This is a genomic window from Ureibacillus sp. FSL K6-8385 (genome assembly GCF_038593155.1).
Lineage (GTDB): Bacteria > Bacillota > Bacilli > Bacillales_A > Planococcaceae > Ureibacillus > Ureibacillus terrenus.
In genome coordinates, this window is sequence record NZ_CP151968.1 from 1,840,828 (window position 1) to 1,861,295 (window position 20,468).

Consider the following 20,468-nt stretch of genomic DNA (forward strand, 5'->3'; position numbering starts at 1 on the left):
ACAAGCAATTTGCGAAAAGAAGCAACAAAAATAAGCACTATCCCTTTGTGTTGCGGGATAGTCCCATACATTTCCCAAAGCATTTTTTGATAGAAGTACCGGTTCTCAAACCCATATGAAAACCGGTACATTATACAATTATTTCATATCAATGAAGAAACGTTTATACCATACAAGGAACACATAGACGGTCCAAATATATCTTGCATGGTTCGCTTTTTGACGATAATGTTCGTCCAAATATTTCATCAATAAATCCGTATCAAAAAATTCTTTTGCATAGTCGGATTGAAATGCTTCTTTAACCAGATTATAATATTTTTCTTCCCGGAACCAATGGCGGATTGGCACAGGGAAACCGAGCTTTTTGCGTTTTGCCCATTCTTCCGGAAGCTCTTTCAAAGCGGCAAGTCTCAATGCATATTTTGTATCTTTCTCGTTGACGCGATATTTTGACGGAATATTTTTGGCAAGTTCCATGACTTCTTTGTCCAAAAACGGCACGCGCAATTCAAGGGAATGGGCCATGCTCATTTTATCCGCTTTCAGCAAAATATCCCCCGGCAGCCAAAGATTCAAATCCAAATATTGCATTTTTGTGATGTCATCTTCATAAGGGACTTCATCATAAATCGGTTTCGTGATGGAATGGACGCTTGGGCCGCTGCGATAAGCCGGTTTTAACACTTTTAAGGCATCTTCTTCATCCCATACAACCGCTTCTCCGATAAAGCGCTCCTCGATGGTTTGGCCGCCTTTTACAAGGAAATTGGTATATTTGTTTTTTGGCAATTTCTTCGCAATATTTGACAGGATTCTCCGCAATCCGAACGGAATTTTTTCATACGCCTGCATCCGTTTGGAAGGCTGGTACCATTCATAACCTCCGAAAATTTCATCGGCCCCCTCGCCGGATAAAACAACGGTTACGTCCCTGCTTGCCAATTCGCAAAGGAAATATAGCGGCACTGACGATGGGTTGGATTGCGGTTCATCCATATGCCATTGGATGGTCGGCAATTTTTCGAACACTTCATCGGCGCTTACAAAAGTTCTTTTATTTTCGATATTTAATAAATCGGATAATTCTTTCGCATGATCCGTTTCATTAAACATTTTTTCGTAATTTTTAAATCCGACAGAGAAGGATTGGTTCGGACGCAAAAGGGCAGTTACATAGCTTGAATCGATGCCGCCTGATAGAAAGGATCCCACTTTTACATCACTGATTTTATGGGCCTCAACGGACTCTTTCACCGTTTTGCGAATGGCTTCTACATAATGTTCCAAAGTATCTTCTTTTGCATGGTATTTTTTATCCCAATACTTTTCCATTTTTACGATTTTGCCGTCTTTAATGATCATGTAGTGGGCAGGACGCAATTTATAAACTCCTTTAAAAAATGTCTCGTCCATGGCGGAGTATTGGAATGTCAAATACGGACGCAACGCATCTTTATTTAATTCTTTAATAAAGGATGGGTGAGGTAAAAAAGATTTGATTTCAGAACCGAAAATGAATGTATCGTCTTTTGTATGGTTCGTATAATATAAAGGTTTGATGCCGAAGCCGTCCCGCGCCAGCATCATTTGATTGCGCTTTTTGTCCCAGATGCAGAAAGCGAACATGCCTCGCAAGCGTTTAACAAACTCCTCGCCGTATTCGAGATAACTATAGATGATCACTTCGCTGTCCGATCTGGTTTTAAAGTGATATCCTTTTTCGATCAGCTCTTTCCGCAACTCTTGGAAATTATAGATTTCCCCGTTAAAAACCAATACGATGCTGCCATCTTCGCTATAAATCGGCTGATTGGCCGCATCGGATAAATCGATGATGCTCAATCTCCGGAATCCCAGGGATACCTGGTCATCAACATGCTTTCCTCCGCTGTCAGGTCCCCGATGGACGATTGTTTCCATCATGCGTTCGATTGTTTCGTGGTGATTTATATTGTCAGTTCCATGTATATATCCGGTAAATCCACACATTTTTTTCGCCTCTACTTTCTGAATAACAAGCTTATTTTATCAAAAATTGAATCCCAATCATACCGAATTATGATTATAAAACGAATCGGACCAATATTCAATGAATCTTCTCAATTGTACTAAACTGGACAGAACTAGACAATTTTTCACTAGAATCAATTTTATAGTTTTTTTCATGGTTTCTCCATAACATTTAGCATAATAGTTTTTTTATATTGTTATAACCATTTGCTTGTCATTTTTTATTTTTTTCTTCAATGTATATAATATGGAAAGAAAAAAATTGAAGGGAAAGAGAGCTTTTTTATGTATGATTGCATTGTCATCGGCGGGGGGCCGTCCGGTTTAATGGCGGCAATCGCGGCGGGGGAACAAAAGAAAAAGTGTTGTTGATCGAAAAAGGAAATAAACTCGGCAGGAAACTTGCCATTTCCGGAGGAGGGCGCTGCAATGTAACGAACCGCCTGCCGGTGGATGAAATCATCAGGCATATGCCCGGCAATGGCCGTTTCCTATATAGCGCCTTTGCAATTTTTAATAATGAAGACATTATTAAATTTTTCGGAAGATTGGGGGTTCCTCTCAAAGAAGAAGACCACGGCCGCATGTTTCCGGTTTCCGACAGGGCGCAGGATGTGGTCGAAGCCCTGGCCAAAGAATTGAAACGTCTGAAAGTCGAAATCCGCTTCAATACAGCTGTAAAAAAGTTGTTAATGGATGATGAGAAAATTTTGGGGGTCCGTCTGGAAGATGGCACTGAAATTCTCTCCAAATCCGTCGTTGTTGCCGTGGGAGGAAAAGCGGTGCCGCAAACGGGCTCAACAGGGGACGGCTACGCTTGGGCCGAAAAAGCCGGACATACAGTGACGGAATTGTATCCTACAGAAGTACCGGTCATATCAAAGGAACCATTTATACAAGCCCGGACATTGCAAGGGTTATCTTTAAGAAATGCAACAGTTTCCGTTTTGAACAAAAAAGGAAAACCGGTCATCACCCACCAAATGGACATGATCTTTACTCATTTCGGATTGAGCGGGCCTGCCGTCCTGCGTTGCTTGCAGCCAATTCGTCGTCAAAGAATTAAAGAAAAATGGCGGTGCGCCGGTCCAAATCCGCATTCAAACATTGACCGAACATAATGAAGAAACTTGTTTCCGGCTGATCCAACAACTTTTGAAAAAAGAGCCGAAAAAATCAGTGAAAAATGTACTGAAACCGTTGGCGCCGGAAAGATGGCTGCTATTTTTGCTTGAAAGAGCGGGAATCGCCCCTTCGAAAGCATGCGTCGAAATCGGCCAGGAACAAATCCGGAAGCTGTCCCATGAACTGGTTTCCTTTACAATGGATGTGCATTTAGAAAAAGCTTTTGTAACGGGCGGCGGGGTTTCCGTCAAAGAAATTGATCCGAAAACGATGGCTTCAAAGAAAAAGAAAGGATTATATTTTTGCGGTGAAATTTTGGACATCCATGGCTACACGGGAGGATTCAACATCACAAGCGACCTTGTGACAGGCCGGATTGCGGGGTTGAATGCAGCAAAAAATATCGATGAAAAATAGAAAAGTCTTCTGCCATGTCATTCATCGGGATTTGGGTACAAGTTCTAAAAAATTGGCGAATACGTGAATGCATTTTGACGCAAGTAAGAGGAAAGTTTGCCAAATCCCTTTCTTGACACGGCAGAAGACTATTTATTTACAAAATCGGTTAAACATTGGATTTCTGTTTGTGAAAATCCCTTCCGTCCGTTACTGCTTCCACATAGCCGGCACGGATGACGAAATCCCCGAAGTGTTCTCCTTCTAGGCGCTCTTTTGCATAATGTTCAAAGATTGGTCTTAAAGTAGCCAATATTTCCTCTTCGCCAATGTTTTCTTTGTACAATTTCGCGAGACGGGTTCCCTGGAAACTTCCGCCTAAATGCAAATTGTATTTTCCTGGCGCTTTCCCAATGAATCCGATTTCCGCCATCGCCGCCCTTGAACATCCATTCGGACAGCCGGACATACGGATGACGATATCTTCGTCATATAACCCAAATTCTTTTAACATTGGCTCGATTTTTTGAATAAGCGTCGGCAGATATCGTTCAGATTCCGCCATCGCCAATCCGCAAGTCGGCAAAGCGACACAGGCGATGGAATTTCTGCGAAGAGCGGAATAATTCTCGCTTTCGGTTAATTTGTATTTGTCGATGATTTTCTCAATGCTTTTTTTCGCCCGGGGACTAACATTGGCAATAATCAAGTTCTGGTTTCCTGTAAATCGGAATTCGCCTTTATGGATTTCGGCGATTTCTCTTATCGCCGTTTTTAACGGATAATTTTCGAAATCCCGGATGCGTCCGTTTTGAATAAAGAGGGTGAAATGATATTTTCCGTCCTCCCCTTTGATCCAGCCATAACGGTCTCCGGTATGTTCAAAATGGAAGTCGCGGACCTCTTCGAATTCGTAGCCCAAACGCTTCTCGATTTCTTTTTTGACATTTTCAAGGCCAAGACGGTCGATTGTATACTTGAAGCGGGCCTGCTTGCGGTCTGAACGGTTGCCGTAGTCGCGCTGCACAGTCATGATTTTTTCGCAAACATCCACAATTTTGTCCTTCGTTACAAACCCGATCAATCTGCCAAGTTGCGGATATGTTCTTGTATCTCCGTGAGTCATTCCCATACCGCCGCCGATGGCCACATTAAAGCCGACCAACTCATCATTTTCGACAATCGCAATCAAGCCGATATCCTGTGAAAACACATCGACATCATTCGCCGGCGGAACGGCGATTCCGATTTTGAATTTCCGCGGCAAATAAAGGGCGCCGTAAATCGGTTCCTGTTCTTCCTGAGTGTCGACCACTTTTTCATGATCCAGCCAGATTTCATAATAAGCTTTTGTTCTTGGCAATAAATGTTCGCTGATTTTTGCGGCATATTCCGATACTTCTTTGTGCAATTTGGATTGGTACGGATTCGCATTGCACATGACGTTCCGGTTGACGTCTCCGCAGGCGGCAATCGTGTCAATTAAAACGCTGTTCAATTCCTGCAAATGTTTTTTCATATTCCATTTTAAAATGCCATGGAATTGAACCGTTTGGCGCGTAGTAAGCCTTATTGAACCGTTTCCGTATTTGTCCGCCAGTTCATCCAATTTGAGCCACTGCTTCGGTGTCGCAACCCCGGCCGGCAAACGGAGACGCACCATAAATTGATAAGCCGGTTCCAATTTTTTTCGTTCCCGTTCTACCCTTTGATCCCGGTCATCCTGCAAGTAGCTGCCGTGGAATTTTAATAATTTATTGTCCCAATCGGGAATGCCGGCTGTAAGTTCGTCTTGCATGGATTCAGCAAGCGTTCCGCGCAAATAATTGCTTGCGGCTTTCACTTCCTCCACATCACTAGGTTTTCCTTCTTGGGGTGGTAATACAACTTTTTTTGTCACCTATGCTTCCTCCTTAGTAAACATCCCGCTGATAACGTTTTTGTTTTCTCATTTCCTCCAAATAGAGTTTCGCCTCTTCTTCCGTTTTTCCGCCCTCCTGTTGGATGATTCGGAGGATTGTCGCCTGCACATCTTTCGCCATTTCTTTATCTCCGCACACATAAACTACTGCGCCTTTTTCCAACCATTCATAGAACTCTTTTGATTTCTTCAGCATCTTATGCTGTACATATACTTTTTCCTCTTGATCGCGGGAAAAAGCGACATCCATTTTGGTCAACACGCCGGACTTTAACCAACTTAACCATTCTTTTTGATATAAGAAATCGGTCATGAAATGTTGTTCTCCAAAAAACAGCCAATTCTCGCCGGTAGCTCCCCGTTCTTCACGTTCTTGCATAAACGCTCTGAAAGGAGCCACTCCTGTGCCGGGACCAATCATAATGATTGGCGTATCATCCGCCGGAAGTTTAAAGTTCGGATTTTTATGCACATACACTTGCACATGGTCTCCAACTTCCAATTGGTCGGCAATGTACGTGGAACATACGCCGAGTCTTTCTCTTCCATCCACTTCATAACGTACAACCCCCACTGTCAGATGGGCTTCTTCAGGGTTGGCCAGCAGGCTGCTTGAAATGGAATATTGGCGGGCCGGCATTTTTCGCAAACAGTTGACAAATGTTTGCTCATCCCATTTGAATGGGCCGAACCGCTCTGCCACATCCAGCAGATCCCGGCCTTCAATAAATTGTTTCAAAGCATCGGAATCTTTCAACAATGCATGAAGTTTTTCATTTTCTGTAAATTCCGCGATTTTTCTCATCAACGGTCTTGTCAATAAAGTGATTTCAAGCACGTTCAGCAGCGCTTCTTCAAGGGTAATCGTTTTGTCCTCTACAACCACTTGCGCGCTTGGCTCGAATCCTAAAGCGGAAATTAACGAATGAACGAGATTTTTATTGTTGACCGGAATGATTGCCAAGCAATCGCCAGGTTCATACGTAATGCCTGAATTTTCGAGGGAGAGTTCCAAATGGATCGTTTCCTTGCTGGAACCCCGGCCATTGAGATTGATTTTTTCAATGATTTCCGCCTGGAATGGGTTTTTTCGTGAATATTCTTTTACTTCCTGCAATGTCGTTGCGGCCGCTTCTTGCTCGGAAGCCGTGAATGAAGCGGATTCTCCCAGCAATTTATCCTTTACTGCTTCAAACCATTTTTGTGCAGGTTCTGCATAATCCAGATCGCAGTCCACCCGGTCGACTAAGCGTTTTGCACCGAGTTTTTCAAGTTGCAGGTCAAAGTCCTTTCCTGTTTGGCAGAATAACTCGTAGCTTGAATCGCCTAATGCGAGAACTGCGTACTTTACATGTTCCAATTTTGGAGCCCGCTTGCTGTGCAAAAAGCTGTGGAAGGTAATCGCGTTATCAGGCGGCTCCCCATCACCATGAGTGCTTGCAACAATCAACAAATATTGTACTTTTTTCAATGCGTTTGTTTTAAAATCGCTCATTGAAGAAACAGTAACTTGCAATCCTGATTGCCGCAACTGTTCCCCGAATTTCTCGGCAAGCTTTTGCGCATTGCCAGTTTGGCTCGCATAGAGGATGGTCACTTGTTTGTCAGCCGGTACCGCTTTCGGAGTAGCGGGCTGGACAACAGGCCGGGCTGCCGATTCTTTTGGGGCCTCCAAAGCGGCAATGTTTGCTGTGGCAGCTAAATAACCTGTGAGCCAAATTTTTTGTTGCGGCGTTAAAGTCGGCAACAGCTCGTTCAATTTCTTTACTTGTTCTTCATTAAAAGGACTATTGATGACTTCTAACACAATGCACACCTCGACAAATAAATGATTTTCTTACTTTAACCGGATTTTTTCGTTTTTCTCAATTTGAATAATATAATTGTCCTGCACTATCAAAGTGATCGAACCATAATTCATTGTGCTGATCATTTTCTTTAAGCTTTCTACTGCCTTTTCAAAATTTTGCTGTTTTTTATCCATTCAACCACTCCCCGCAAATGAATATAATGTTTCTTCTATTCTTTGAATGAAAACTTGACGAACATTTTCGTCATAGCCCAAACAATCGCATAAAACCACTCTCCGGCTGGAAAAGCCTTGTTTGGCTACTTTTTTTTGGATGCTCAATTTAAGCAATCCTGTAAAAAGCAAATAGGGAATGATAAATACCCGGTTTTGACTTTCACATAACGTCGGCAATTTTTCTTCAAACAATGGGCCATTTCCATACAAAAAACAAGTATCCACTTTCGCATAATGATAGGTTTGCTGAAGAAGCTTCGCAATTTGATCCAAATCCTTTTGTACATCCGGATCGCTGCTTCCCCGTCCAATCAGCAAAATATCTGTTTCACCGGGGGGTGATGGACATTGTGCCATGACACGGCTGTGCAAACTGTAAATCAGTTTTTCGTGGACGCCAAGAGGTTTTCCGATTGTAAAGTCAACAAACGGAAAATAGGTTTTGGCTTTTTCGATTTCGGAAGGAATATCGATTTTCATATGATTGGCCGAAAGCAGCAAAATCGGGATGACCGCAATACGTGTTGCCCCTTTTGAAACACATTTCTCGACCCCTTTTAAAATCGAAGGCTCTGCCAATTCCAGAAAACAATGTTCCTGAATGTCAACATCGAAAAAGGGTTTTACGGATTCGATAAATTGAACCGCTTCCCGGTTCCCCTCTCTCACCCTGCTGCCATGGGCAACATACAACAATGCTTGCAATTTCATCCCTCCGATTACATAGTCTCGCGCAATTCCTGTCGGCATTGTTCAAACCATGCGATTTTTTCACGCAATCTTACAACTTCCCCTACAATGATCATTGCGGGATTTTGGATATTTTCTTTTTCCGCAATGCTTACAATCGTTTCTAATGTGCCGGTTACGACCCTTTGATGAAGGGTGGTTCCCCATTCAATCAATGCCACAGGGGTTTCCGGATTTCGCTTGTATTTCAACAACTGCTCCGTGATGTACGGCAAATTTCCGACTCCCATATAAATCGCCAGCGTATCAACGGATTCCGCCAATCCTTTCCAGTCAATCCCGTCTTCTTTCCCGTCCTTCAAATGGCCGGTAATGATGGCAAAGCTGGAACCAAATTCCCTGTGCGTAACCGGAATTCCAGCATAGGCCGGCGCCGCAATACCGGAAGTGACGCCTGGCACAATTTCAAAAGGGATGCCCGCTTCCCGCAATACTTCCGCTTCTTCCGCCCCGCGTCCGAAGACAAAGGGGTCTCCGCCTTTTAACCTAGTAACAATCTTTCCTTTTCTTGCATGTTGAATAAGCAGCTTATGAATCCGCTCTTGAATGACATGATGCAGCTTCGGCAATTTGCCGACAAAGATCAACTCTGCATTTGGCTTCGCATATGAAAGCAATTCTTTTGATACGAGACGATCGTATAAAATCACATCTGCCTGTTGAATACATTTCAGTCCTTTAACCGTGATTAAGTCGACACTGCCAGGACCGGCTCCAACAATATATACTTTTCCCATTTTGCTCCCTCACGTTTTTTAAGGCTATTTCACCAAATTTTCACAAAATCTTTAATTCTTATTGGTTAACTAAGTATTTTTGTTTTTTATATATTACGAAATATCTCTATGATTTTTCAATACTTTTTTAAAAAATTAACTGAAACTTTGAAATCCTCTAAAAATTCCTCCAAATCCCTTCTGCATCAGAAAATAATGATTACAATTTTATAATGAAGGCACCAAGAATTGACAAGCCATTCTAATTCTTAGTATTTTGGTATAAATAATAAGGTTGTTGATGTTGGAAGTCAATAGAAATTTTCATATTTCTATAAATTTAGTAAGAATTTACGAAAAATAAAACATGACCCGAAAGGCCCTTGCCTTTCGGGTCATGGAATATGTCGATCATTTTACTACGATATTGACAAGTTTTCCTGGAACGACAATCACTTTTACAATGTTCTTGCCTTCAATGTAATCTTTTACTCTGTCATCTGCCTTTGCGATTGCTTCCAATTCTTCTTTCGTTGTATCTTTCGCAACTTTCAGTTTAGTACGGACTTTACCGTTGATTTGAACGACGACTTCCACTTCATCCTCAACAAGTTTCGATTCATCAAATGTTGGCCAAGGCTCATATGTAATAGTGTCCTTATGGCCTAAAACCGCCCATAACTCTTCCCCGATATGCGGCGTGATTGGATAAAGCATTTTTACAAATCCTTCTGCATATTCTTTTGGAACAATTTCCACTTTATAGCATTCGTTAATGAATACCATCAATTGTGAGATGGCTGTATTAAAACGCAAATGTTCAAAGTCTTCCGTTACTTTTTTCACTGTTTGATGATAGATTTTTTCCAATGTTTTGTCATCGGATTCTTGGATTTTATTAGAAAGCGTTCCGTCATCATTTACGAATAATCTCCACACACGGTCCAAGAAACGTCTTGCTCCGTCAAGGCCTTTTGTTGACCATGCAACGGAAGCTTCAAGAGGCCCCATGAACATTTCGTAAAGACGCAATGTATCGGCACCATGGCTTCGTACGATGTCGTCAGGGTTAACCACATTTCCTCTTGATTTGGACATTTTTTCGTTGTTTTCCCCGAGAATCATTCCCTGGTTAAACAATTTTTGGAACGGTTCTTTTGTCGGCACAACTCCGATGTCATATAGGAATTTATGCCAGAAGCGGGCATACAGCAAGTGAAGTACGGCGTGTTCCGCACCTCCGATATAAACATCGACAGGAAGCCAGCGTTTTAATAATTCTTCATCCGCAATTTTTTCTTTGTTATGAGGATCGATATAGCGCAAGTAATACCAGCTGGATCCAGCCCACTGAGGCATTGTATTCGTTTCGCGACGGCCGCGTTTTCCGGTTTTCGGGTCGACCACATTTACCCAATCTTCAATGTTGGCTAACGGCGATTCCCCGGTTCCGCTTGGATGAATATCATTTGTTTTTGGCAATCGAAGCGGCAATTCTTCCTCTGGCACCGTTGTCATCGTACCGTCTTCCCAATGGATGATTGGAATAGGTTCGCCCCAATAACGTTGACGGCTGAATAACCAGTCGCGGAGGCGATAAGAAACTTTTTTCTCCCCGACACCTTTTTCTTCAAGCCATTCGATTACTTTTTTGATGGCATCTTCTTTGCCTAGTCCGTTCAAGAAATCAGAATTGATATGCGGACCATCTCCGGTGTATGCTTCCTGTTCAATATTTCCGCCTTCTACAACAGGAATGATTGGCAAATCGAATTTTTTCGCGAATTCATAGTCGCGTTGATCGTGGGCAGGAACCGCCATAATGGCTCCAGTTCCATAAGAAGCCAAAACATAGTCGGCAATCCAAATTGGAATCGCTTTTCCGTTCACAGGATTAATTGCATAAGCCCCTGTAAATACCCCTGTTTTTTCCTTCGCCAAATCCGTACGTTCCAAATCCGATTTTGTTTGGACTATTTTTAAATATTCTTCCACTTTTTCTTTCTGTTCAGGTGTTGTAATTTCTTTCACTAAATCATGCTCTGGCGCCAAAACGCAATATGTCGCTCCAAAAAGGGTATCGGGACGAGTGGTGAACACGCGGAATTCTTTATCCGTACCTTGCACTTTAAATACAACTTCCGCACCTTCGGATCGGCCAATCCAATTCCGCTGCATTTCTTTAATGCTTTCCGGCCAATCGAGTTCATCCAAATCTTCCAATAACCGGTCAGCGTATGCCGTAATTCTTAACATCCATTGCTTCATCGGTTTACGGATGACAGGATGCCCGCCGCGTTCCGATTTTCCGTCAATGACTTCTTCATTGGCAAGCACAGTGCCCAGTGCCGGACACCAGTTGACAGGCACTTCATCAATATAGGCCAAACCGTGTTTATATAATTGGATAAAAATCCATTGTGTCCATTTATAATATTCCGGATCGGTTGTATTAATTTCCCGGTCCCAGTCATAGGAAAAGCCGAGTTCCTGAATTTGGCGTTTGAAATTTGCGATATTTTTTTGTGTAAATTCCGCAGGGTCGTTGCCGGTATCCAATGCGTATTGCTCAGCAGGGAGCCCGAATGCATCCCATCCCATCGGATGAAGTACATCGTAACCTTGCATGCGTTTATAACGGGCTAAAATGTCTGTTGCCGTATAACCTTCAGGATGCCCTACGTGAAGACCGGATCCGGATGGATAAGGGAACATGTCCAAAACATAAAATTTCGGTTTCGACTCATCATTTAACGTTTTAAATGTTTTATTTTTTTCCCAATATTCCTGCCATTTTTTCTCGATCTCTCGATGATTGTAACTCATGGGTACTTCCTCCTTAATTTAATGTATTGCCGCTTTCATTGAAAAAATCAATGCCCTGTTACCAGACTATCCCAAAAGCTTTTAGAATTAACGGAATATTTTAAAAATAAAAAAACTCGCCCCAACCCATAGAGAAGGGACGAGAGTATTGCACTCCCGCGGTACCACCCAAATTAGTGACACATGCACTCAGCTCGACACCTTAACGCGGTGAACGGTTTTAGCTACTGTCATTCACTAAAACAGACTCAAAGGCGAGTTCGATTTATCCGCTTGCCAGCTTCCACCAGCCGCTAGCTCTCTGAAAAGCTTCAAAATCTACTATTCCTTCTCCTCGTCGTCGCACTTATCGCACCTTATTTTCAATGTATACATTTTAATGGAAATATGGAAAATATACAAGACCTATTGTCCTATAACAAAACTGCCAATAATATTTTAGACTAAATTTCCTTTTCTGGCTAGATGTTCATCAATCAATTTAAAAACCTGTTCTGCATTTCTACACTTCCTATTATATCCAATAATGTAAAATCCATAACACTCTTTATGCATGGTGAATCAGATTACAACCGGTTTCTTCAATGCTATAATGTGTAATGGTATTCCGTGCAATAAAATCAATAATAAATCAATTACTAATATCGTTTGTGAATGCCGGTAAGGAGTGAATTCATTGACAGAACAGCAATATCCATTCCCTTCTGACGGGAAACGTTACTATACATGGAATCGCTATTTGCGGGACATGTTCGGTGAAAAAGTATATAAAGTGGCGCTGGATGGAGGATTTGATTGCCCGAACAGGGACGGCACCGTCGCTTTTGGAGGATGCACATTTTGCAGCGCTGCCGGCAGCGGGGATTTCGCGGGCAACAGGGTTGATCCGATCCCTGTCCAATATGAAAAAATTAAAGCCAAAATGCAAAATAAATGGAAAGACGGGAAAACGATCGCTTATTTTCAGGCTTTCACCAATACCCATGCTCCACTTCCTGTACTGAAAGAAAAATACGAAGCGGCGCTGAATTGTGACGGGGTCGTCGGATTAAGCATCGCCACACGGCCGGATTGCCTGCCGGATGATGTGGTGGAATATTTGGCGGAACTCAATGAAAGAACGTTTTTATGGGTTGAACTTGGCCTTCAAACGGTTCACGAAAGAACGGCGCAATTAATCAATCGCGCCCATGACTATGAAACCTATGTAAAAGGAGTGGAAAAACTCCGCAAGCATAATATTCGCGTATGTACCCACATCATCAACGGACTGCCGCTGGAAGATTATGATATGATGATGGAAACTGCAAGGGAAGTCGCCAAATTGGATGTCCAAGGCATCAAAATTCACCTGCTCCATTTGTTGAAAGGCACACCTATGGTAAAACAATACGAAAAAGGCCTGTTGCGCTTCTTGGAAATGGATGAATACATCCATTTGGTGGCGGACCAATTGGAAATACTCCCTCCTACGATGGTTGTACACCGCATTACCGGGGATGGTCCGATTGATTTAATGATTGGACCAATGTGGAGCGTCAATAAATGGGAAGTGTTGAATGGAATCGATGCCGAATTGGAACGGAGAAATTCCTGGCAGGGAAAATACTACAAAGCGGAAGTGAAGAAATAAATGTTGGAACGGGTGCTCCCATACGCTAAAACTTTATTGTCTTCCGTCATTAAAGAAGGCGATGTCGCCGTTGATGCCACTGCGGGTAATGGCCATGACACGGTATTTTTGGCAGAGCTTGTAGGAGATTCGGGATTTGTTTACGCTTTTGATATACAGCAGCAAGCGGTGGATGCAACAAAAGATCGTTTGAAGAAGCATGGACTGGAAAAAAGAGTGAAAGTCATATTGGATGGACATGAACATCTTTCGAAATACATCCAGGAAGAAATTGCAGGTGCCATTTTCAATCTGGGCTATTTGCCCGGCGGAAGCCACGACATTATCACAAAGGGCGCAACAACCATTTCCGCCATTCAACAATTGTTATCGAGATTAAAAATTGGCGGCCTCATCGTTTTGGTCGTCTACCCCGGCCATGAAGGAGGAAAAGAAGAAAGGGATGCGGTCATTGAATATGTCAGTCAGCTTCCCCAAAAATATGTTCACGTTCTCCGTTACGAATTTATCAATCAAAAAAATGATCCCCCTTTCCTGATCGCCTTGGAGAAAATGAAAAAACTGCCGGACTCTGAATAGAGCCGGCAGTTTTTTAATCATTTTGATTTTGTTTATTTCGTTCAATCCAAAAGTCAGCATTCTTGATTCCCAATTTGATAGGATCAAATACCGGATCTTTTCCGGCTTTTCTTTGTTCCTCATAATCCTTCAAAGCCACGAATGTCGGTTTAGCCAAGATGATAATACCGATGACATTCGTCCAAACCATCAGGCCAAGCCCGATGTCCCCGAGAAGCCAAGCCAAATCGGATGTTCTGATTGAACCATAGAATGCAGACCCCAGAAGAACGAACTTCAGTATCCACGTAATGATGCCCTCTGTCCGTCCGGAGAACAAATACGCCACGTTCGTTTCAGCGATATAATAGTAGGCCATCAATGTAGTGAACGCAAAGAAGAACAAGGCAAAAGCGACAAAGGCAGATCCGAAGTTATCCAGACCAGGGAAAGCCCCGGTCACCGCAAGTTGCGTAAATTCCGTGTAATTGTGGCCTGGCACATGTTCTACAACCAATTCCCCTTCGGCGCTGTTGACATTCGTATTATAAGTGCCCATGAACAAAATCATCAACGCTGTTGCGGAACACACAAACAATGTATCAATATAAACCGATGCAGCTTGAACTAGGCCCTGTTTTACCGGGTGGGATACTTCCGCCGCGGCTGCTGCGTGCGGCCCCGTTCCTTGTCCGGCTTCATTGGAATAAACGGCGCGTTTAACCCCCCAGGCGATGGCTGCACCGATCATGCCGCCGAATGTTGCATCCAAATTAAATGCGCTTCGGAATATTAATCCGAAAACGGCGGGCACTTCTGTAATATTCATGATGATGACTATGATAGCCACAAGAAGATAAGCGAGTGCCATAAATGGAACGATAATTTGCGCCGCATTTGCGATGCGCTTTACGCCTCCGATGATGATAAAACCGAGCAAAGCGATTGTAATTAAGCCGGTAATCCAAGGAGAGATGTTAAACGCATTGTCCATCGCACTGGCAATGGCGTTCGATTGGACCCCGGGCATCAATATGGCCATCGCTAAAATCGCCGCAATCGCAAACAATATTCCGAACCAGCGCTGCCCTGTCCCCTTTTCCATGTAATAGGCAGGACCGCCGCGATAAATTCCCAACTTTTTCGTTTTATAAATTTGCGCGAGCGTCGATTCCACATACGCCGTTGATGCTCCGATGAAGGCTGTCACCCACATCCAAAACACTGCTCCGGGACCACCGAAAGCTATGGCGCTTGCCGTACCGATGATGTTACCGGTGCCCACCCGGCCTGAGAGCGCTACCGTTAACGCTTGGAACGAAGAAATACCCGCATCTGATTTTTGCCCCTTAAACATCAGCACGAACATTTCTTTAATTTTCCGGATCTGGACAAATCGGGTCATAATCGAAAATACAAGCCCTACGATTAAAATACCGTAAATCATGATGGGGCCCCAAAGGATATTGTAAATCCAGTTTAAAGCGTTCTCTATCATATATACACCCCTTTGGAAATAAATAAAAATTATTAATAATTTGTGAAGAGTAGTTTAATATTACAAAAATTAATACTATCAATCAATATTTATGATAATATTTTATGTATTTCAAGAAAATCCTAATTCAAATATTGGTGATGTTATACGATATAACCAATAGAACGCAATACATTATTGATAAAATCCTTCATATATAAAAAAGCGGCTTCCCGATCTTGATCATGAAAAATATTATGGCAGCTGTGGGGCCAATCTTTATATTGAAACTCCTTTGTTTGTTGCAATAACAGCCATTTTCTTGCAGCATCCGAATCCGCCACTTTATCTTTTCCTGACGTCATCAGCAAAATAGGCAATGTCAAAGTTCTTTCCTGCTGCATACTTAAATTTCTCATTAATTGAAGAACATCCCGGTACCATCGGCCTGTCACATTCGAATGATAAGGCACATCATCGGCCATTTCTTCAATCCCGTTAGGATTTCGGGTCAACAGGCGTTTGGATAATTCCAGGGATATTTTTTTATTTGGGGCTATATTCATGCTGGCCAGTGCACTGGCCAGCAAATTGGAATGCTTCTGCAATTCCAGCCATGGAGAACTTAAAATCACGCCGGCGCATTCCGGTTTTGTTTTTCTTAAAAATTGGATCGCCAACGTTCCTCCAAACCCATGTCCAATGAGGAATACCGGCAATTGATATTGAAGCGCGCTTTTCATCAGCTGCTTAATAAACAACAAATATTCATCAATTAATTCATCGTGGACCCTGGTATATTTCGAACCCTCTTCATGTCCGGGCAAATCTCCCATAACCACATGGAAGCCTTCCGTTCTTAATTTTTCTATCAACCATGCATACCAACGATGATGCTCGAAAGCGCTGTGTACTATCACCACAACCGCTTTCGGCTGTTTTTCGGTTTCCCACTTCCACATAGTGTTCCTCCTAAATCCAATGAAACTTTTCGCTGCATATATTTTCAAAGATTTTCTTATTTGTTAGGATTAATATACATAAATAATACATTAGAAATGGGGAGCATTGCGATGATTTATCCTTATAAAGAGAAAGAACCGAATATCCATCCATCCGCATATATCGCAGACTACGTAACCATTACAGGAGATGTCACAATCGGCGAAGATACGACAGTTTGGTTTGGAACTGTCATTCGGGGAGATGTGGCTCCGACGATCATCGGTAAACGTTGCAGCATCCAGGATTTGAGCTGTCTGCACCAAAGCCCGAACAATCCGCTCATCATTGAAGATGAAGTGATTGTAGGCCATCAGGTCACTTTGCACAGCTGCATTATTCGCAAGCGGGCATTAATCGGAATGGGAGCCATTATTTTGGATGGTGCCGAAATCGGCGAAGGTGCGCTCGTTGCCGCCGGAAGCCTGGTGCCTCCAGGAAAAAAAATCCCTCCTAATTCCGTTGCCATGGGCAATCCCGCAAAAGTTGTCCGGGAAGTGTCAGAAGCGGAACGCAAAGATATGGACCGCATCATCAATGAATATGTTCAAAAAGGAAAATATTATCAATCCTTAAAGAAATAATAATGCAGGCATCATAAATGCCTGCATTTTTTCATATATAACTTATAGTCCTGCTTTTTTCCGCAATATGTCTGCGACATCCGTTCTTTCCCAAGGCAAATCGACATCCGTGCGTCCAAAATGGCCGTATGCGGCGGTTTGTTTATAAATCGGCCGACGCAAATCGAGCATTTTAATGATGCCCGCAGGCCGTAAATCAAACAGTTCGTTCACCCATTGAATCAATTGACTTTCGCTGACTTTGCCTGTTCCGAAAGTATCGATGGAAATCGATACAGGACGGGCCACCCCGATTGCATAAGCGATTTGCACTTCAACCCGATCGGCAAGTCCTGCCGCGACAATATTTTTAGCTACATAGCGGGCGGCATACGCAGCGGAACGGTCCACTTTTGTCGGATCTTTTCCGGAAAAGGCTCCTCCCCCATGACGGGCGTAACCGCCATAAGTATCCACAATGATTTTTCTTCCGGTAAGTCCTGCATCTCCTTTTGGTCCTCCAATTACGAAGCGTCCAGTCGGATTGATGAAATATTTTGTATCTCCATCCAATAATTCTTCCGGAATGATGGCTTTGATTACCTTCTCCATCACATCATGTTTGATTTGTTCAAGCGGGATTCCCTCATCATGTTGTGTTGAGAGAACGATTGTATCAACTCGGCGAGGTACATTGTTTTCATCATATTCGATTGTTACTTGCGTTTTTCCGTCAGGACGCAAATAAGGAATTTCTTTAGACTTGCGGACTTCCGCCAATCTTCTTGCAAGCCGGTGGGCCAAACTGATCGGAAGCGGCATCAATTCAGGCGTTTCATTGCATGCAAATCCGAAGATTAGCCCTTGGTCACCGGCTCCGATCGCTTCGATTTCCTCATCTGTCATCAATCCTTCACGGGCTTCCAACGCACGGTCTACACCTTCCGCAATATCAGGCGATTGCTCCCCTATTGCGGTAAGCACCGCCAAGTTTTCAGCATCAAATCCAAATTTTCCGCGCGTATATCCGATTTCCGCGACAGTATTTCGTACAATGCTTTGAATATCGACATATGTAGTTGTCGTAATTTCTCCCGTAACAAGAACCAACCCTGTAGTCGCAATGGCTTCGCAGGCCACCCTCGCGTTTGGATCCTCTGCAAGGATTGCATCTAATATCGCATCGGATATTTGGTCGCAAACTTTATCCGGATGCCCTTCCGTTACACTTTCTGATGTAAACAGTCGACGTTTTGACATTAATTTTCCTCCTACAAAATCGTGAGACGAATCTCAGATGTGATACGGTACTCATTATCCATAATCCTTCAGTTCTTTTGCCAAGGATCATGAAAGGCAAAATGATCTATTTTAGCTTGAAAAAAATCGATTTTTGTTTTTTAATAAAAAAAGTTCCTATCCACATCTTTCATGAGGAAAGGAACTGAAATCTCCACCTTTCACTCTTATCGTTCAAGGGAACCCCTTGCATCAGGTTAGCACCACGCATTATTATAATAAATATAAATAATGCAGGTTGCCGGGTTTCATAGGGCCTTAACCCTCCACCATCTCTGGATAAGAGTATCCGTTCATCCAACATGTTACGGAATCTAGAATGCATTGTCAAATGTTTTTTCTTACATTCTTCAATGGTCCATTTTTCAACATTAGTCCCTTAGAAAGGGGTTGCAAGTAGTCAAAAAATTTCATAAATAAATTTTCGAATTAGTATAGATTATTCTACCCAATGTGTTATACTATTTTTTGTATTATAATAACTAAAGCTAATTTCCCTAAAAATAAAAAAAGGATGGTATTTAATCGATGAATTCAGTAGAAGTTGCAAATGAGCTGAAGGAATTATTAAAAGGTAAAAATATAAACACTCAGCTGTCAGTGCCACAATTGATTGAAAAATCCATTATCCGAGGAGAAGCCAGACTTACAGTTGACGGCGCTATTGTGGCAGAAACAGGAAAATATACCGGCCGTTCTCCGAAAGATAAATTTATTGTCGAAGAAGACAGCATTAAAGATAAAATCGACTGGGGCAGCGTAAACCAGCCGATTTCTGCAGAAGTGTTTGATAATTTGTATGTGAAAGTATTAAACTATCTCAAAGAAAAAGATGAATTATTCGTCTTCAAAGGATTTGCCGGCGCCGACAAAGAAACACAGCTTCCTATTCAAGTTGTAAACGAATATGCTTGGCATAATTTATTCTGCCATCAATTATTTATCCGTCCAACAAAAGAGGAATTGGCTTCCCATCAGGCCGAATTCACAATTGTTTCGGCACCCGGTTTCAAAGCAGATCCTGCTGTGGATGGAACAAACTCCGAAGCGTTCATCATCGTTTCTTTTGAAAAGAAAATTATTCTTATTGGTGGCACAGAATATGCGGGTGAAATGAAAAAATCCATCTTCAGCATCATGAACTATCTATTGCCTGAAAAAGGAATTCTTTCAATGCACTGCTCCGCTAACGTCGGTGAAGATGGCGACGTAGCATTGTTCTTCGGTTTATCGGGTACAGGTAAAACAACCCTTTCGGCAGACAGCAACCGCAAACTGATCGGTGACGATGAACACGGTTGGTCTGACAACGGTGTCTTTAATATTGAAGGCGGATGCTATGCTAAAACGATCAATTTATCCGCTGAAAAAGAACCGGAAATTTATAATGCCATTCGTTTTGGAACCGTATTGGAAAACGTTGTAATCGATCCGGAAACGCGCGAACCTGATTACGATGACAACAGCCTTACTGAAAATACGAGAGCTGCATACCCTATTCACTACATTGATAATATTGTTACACCATCGATTGCAGGTCATCCGAAAACCATTATTTTCTTGACTGCTGATGCTTTTGGAGTGCTTCCTCCAATCAGCAAATTGACAAAAGAGCAAGCAATGTACCACTTCTTAAGCGGATTTACATCCAAACTGGCTGGAACAGAACGCGGCGTTACTTCACCAGAGCCTGTATTCTCTACATGCTTCGGTGCGCCATTCTTGCCGCTTCCGGCTACAAGATATGCTGAAATGTTGGGTGAAAAAATCGACAAACATGATGTTCAAGTATTCTTGGTAAATACAGGATGGACTGGCGGCGAATATGGCGTAGGAAGCCGCATGAAGCTTTCATATACACGTGCAATGGTACGCGCTGCAATTGAAGGAAAATTAAATAACGTAGAAACAAAACAGGATCAAATTTTCGGTCTCCACATCCCAACGCAAATCGACGGGGTTCCTAGTGAAGTGCTGGATCCTAGAGAAGCTTGGGAAGACAAAGAAGCATACGACGAAAAAGCCCGCTATTTGGCAAACTTATTCAAAGAAAACTTCAAGAAATTTAAAAACGTGCCGGAAGAAATTGAGAAAAAAGGCGGACCAATCGTTTAATGGCTTTAACAAAAAAATGCTATTGGCATGTGCCAATAGCATTTTTTG

14 protein-coding genes, 1 pseudogene, 1 riboswitch and 1 other annotated feature are annotated in these 20,468 nt (G+C 42.6%); of the genes and pseudogenes, 5 read left to right on the plus strand and 10 right to left on the minus strand.

Annotated elements, in window-relative coordinates; all coding sequences use genetic code 11:
* Positions 1-138: 138 nt before the first annotated feature.
* Positions 139-1,992: an asparagine synthase (glutamine-hydrolyzing) gene (gene asnB / locus NST62_RS08955; protein ID WP_342462824.1), complete on the minus strand. Its 1,854-nt coding sequence runs from the start codon at positions 1,990-1,992 to the stop codon at positions 139-141.
* A 306-nt stretch (positions 1,993-2,298) separates the two neighbouring features.
* On the opposite strand from asnB, the pseudogene NST62_RS08960 reads away from it, so the two are divergent.
* Positions 2,299-3,555 (plus strand): annotated as a pseudogene (locus NST62_RS08960) (NAD(P)/FAD-dependent oxidoreductase).
* A gap of 148 nt (positions 3,556-3,703) precedes the next feature.
* On the opposite strand, the gene cysI reads toward NST62_RS08960, so the two are convergent.
* The 6 genes from cysI to leuS form a co-directional block, all read right to left on the minus strand.
* The gene (gene cysI / locus NST62_RS08965) at positions 3,704-5,434 is read right to left on the minus strand and encodes an assimilatory sulfite reductase (NADPH) hemoprotein subunit (RefSeq protein ID WP_141602814.1); all 1,731 of its coding nucleotides are present in this window, start codon (positions 5,432-5,434) and stop codon (positions 3,704-3,706) included.
* Positions 5,435-5,447: 13 nt separating this feature from the next.
* Positions 5,448-7,265, minus strand: coding sequence for an assimilatory sulfite reductase (NADPH) flavoprotein subunit (locus NST62_RS08970; protein ID WP_181733277.1), 1,818 nt, complete (start codon positions 7,263-7,265; stop codon positions 5,448-5,450).
* Positions 7,266-7,292: 27 nt separating this feature from the next.
* A complete protein-coding gene (locus tag NST62_RS08975; protein WP_141602812.1) occupies positions 7,293-7,439 on the minus strand; it encodes a YezD family protein in 147 nt (48 codons plus the stop codon).
* Positions 7,440-8,186, minus strand: a complete 747-nt coding sequence (locus NST62_RS08980; protein ID WP_328216402.1) for a sirohydrochlorin chelatase — start codon at positions 8,184-8,186, stop codon at positions 7,440-7,442.
* 14 nt (positions 8,187-8,200) lie between these two features.
* Positions 8,201-8,968: a uroporphyrinogen-III C-methyltransferase gene (gene cobA / locus NST62_RS08985; protein ID WP_141602810.1), complete on the minus strand. Its 768-nt coding sequence runs from the start codon at positions 8,966-8,968 to the stop codon at positions 8,201-8,203.
* 390 nt (positions 8,969-9,358) lie between these two features.
* Positions 9,359-11,773 carry a leucine--tRNA ligase gene (leuS, locus tag NST62_RS08990; RefSeq protein WP_141602809.1) on the minus strand — a complete coding sequence of 805 codons (2,415 nt, stop codon included), beginning with the start codon at positions 11,771-11,773 and terminating at the stop codon, positions 9,359-9,361.
* Between the two features lie 132 nt (positions 11,774-11,905).
* Positions 11,906-12,117, minus strand: a binding site (T-box leader).
* A 332-nt stretch (positions 12,118-12,449) separates the two neighbouring features.
* On the opposite strand from leuS, the gene NST62_RS08995 reads away from it, so the two are divergent.
* Both NST62_RS08995 and NST62_RS09000 read left to right on the plus strand, forming a co-directional pair.
* Positions 12,450-13,406, plus strand: coding sequence for a TIGR01212 family radical SAM protein (locus tag NST62_RS08995; protein ID WP_141602808.1), 957 nt, complete (start codon positions 12,450-12,452; stop codon positions 13,404-13,406).
* Complete coding sequence (locus NST62_RS09000) at positions 13,407-13,985, plus strand: class I SAM-dependent methyltransferase (protein ID WP_141602807.1); 579 nt, start codon at positions 13,407-13,409, stop codon at positions 13,983-13,985.
* 13 nt (positions 13,986-13,998) lie between these two features.
* Here NST62_RS09000 and NST62_RS09005 read toward each other — a convergent pair whose 3' ends face one another.
* Both NST62_RS09005 and NST62_RS09010 read right to left on the minus strand, forming a co-directional pair.
* Positions 13,999-15,462: an alanine/glycine:cation symporter family protein gene (locus tag NST62_RS09005; protein ID WP_141602806.1), complete on the minus strand. Its 1,464-nt coding sequence runs from the start codon at positions 15,460-15,462 to the stop codon at positions 13,999-14,001.
* A gap of 143 nt (positions 15,463-15,605) precedes the next feature.
* Positions 15,606-16,403: an alpha/beta hydrolase gene (locus tag NST62_RS09010; protein ID WP_141602805.1), complete on the minus strand. Its 798-nt coding sequence runs from the start codon at positions 16,401-16,403 to the stop codon at positions 15,606-15,608.
* Positions 16,404-16,514: 111 nt separating this feature from the next.
* Between NST62_RS09010 and NST62_RS09015 the strand changes: the two genes are divergently transcribed.
* Positions 16,515-17,027 carry a gamma carbonic anhydrase family protein gene (locus tag NST62_RS09015; protein WP_141602804.1) on the plus strand — a complete coding sequence of 171 codons (513 nt, stop codon included), beginning with the start codon at positions 16,515-16,517 and terminating at the stop codon, positions 17,025-17,027.
* A gap of 42 nt (positions 17,028-17,069) precedes the next feature.
* Here the strand turns inward: NST62_RS09015 and metK are convergent, their stop codons facing one another.
* Positions 17,070-18,266, minus strand: coding sequence for a methionine adenosyltransferase (gene metK / locus NST62_RS09020; RefSeq protein WP_141602803.1), 1,197 nt, complete (start codon positions 18,264-18,266; stop codon positions 17,070-17,072).
* A gap of 203 nt (positions 18,267-18,469) precedes the next feature.
* Positions 18,470-18,591, minus strand: a riboswitch (SAM riboswitch).
* Between the two features lie 242 nt (positions 18,592-18,833).
* Here metK and pckA point away from each other — a divergent pair.
* On the plus strand, positions 18,834-20,420 hold the full coding sequence (gene pckA / locus NST62_RS09025) for a phosphoenolpyruvate carboxykinase (ATP) (protein ID WP_141602802.1): 1,587 nt from the start codon (positions 18,834-18,836) through the stop codon (positions 20,418-20,420).
* The last annotated feature ends 48 nt before the right edge of the window (positions 20,421-20,468 follow it).

Bases quoted from the DNA above. Each gene is read 5' to 3' on its own strand.
- asnB (WP_342462824.1), bottom strand. From the start codon at position 1,992: ATGTGTGGATTTACCGGATATATACATGGAACTGACAATATAAATCAC.
- NST62_RS08975 (WP_141602812.1), bottom strand. From the start codon at position 7,439: ATGGATAAAAAACAGCAAAATTTTGAAAAGGCAGTAGAAAGCTTAAAG.
- cobA (WP_141602810.1), bottom strand. From the start codon at position 8,968: ATGGGAAAAGTATATATTGTTGGAGCCGGTCCTGGCAGTGTCGACTTA.
- leuS (WP_141602809.1), bottom strand. From the start codon at position 11,773: ATGAGTTACAATCATCGAGAGATCGAGAAAAAATGGCAGGAATATTGG.
- NST62_RS09000 (WP_141602807.1), top strand. From the start codon at position 13,407: ATGTTGGAACGGGTGCTCCCATACGCTAAAACTTTATTGTCTTCCGTC.
- NST62_RS09005 (WP_141602806.1), bottom strand. From the start codon at position 15,462: ATGATAGAGAACGCTTTAAACTGGATTTACAATATCCTTTGGGGCCCC.
- NST62_RS09010 (WP_141602805.1), bottom strand. From the start codon at position 16,403: ATGTGGAAGTGGGAAACCGAAAAACAGCCGAAAGCGGTTGTGGTGATA.
- NST62_RS09015 (WP_141602804.1), top strand. From the start codon at position 16,515: ATGATTTATCCTTATAAAGAGAAAGAACCGAATATCCATCCATCCGCA.
- metK (WP_141602803.1), bottom strand. From the start codon at position 18,266: ATGTCAAAACGTCGACTGTTTACATCAGAAAGTGTAACGGAAGGGCAT.
- pckA (WP_141602802.1), top strand. From the start codon at position 18,834: ATGAATTCAGTAGAAGTTGCAAATGAGCTGAAGGAATTATTAAAAGGT.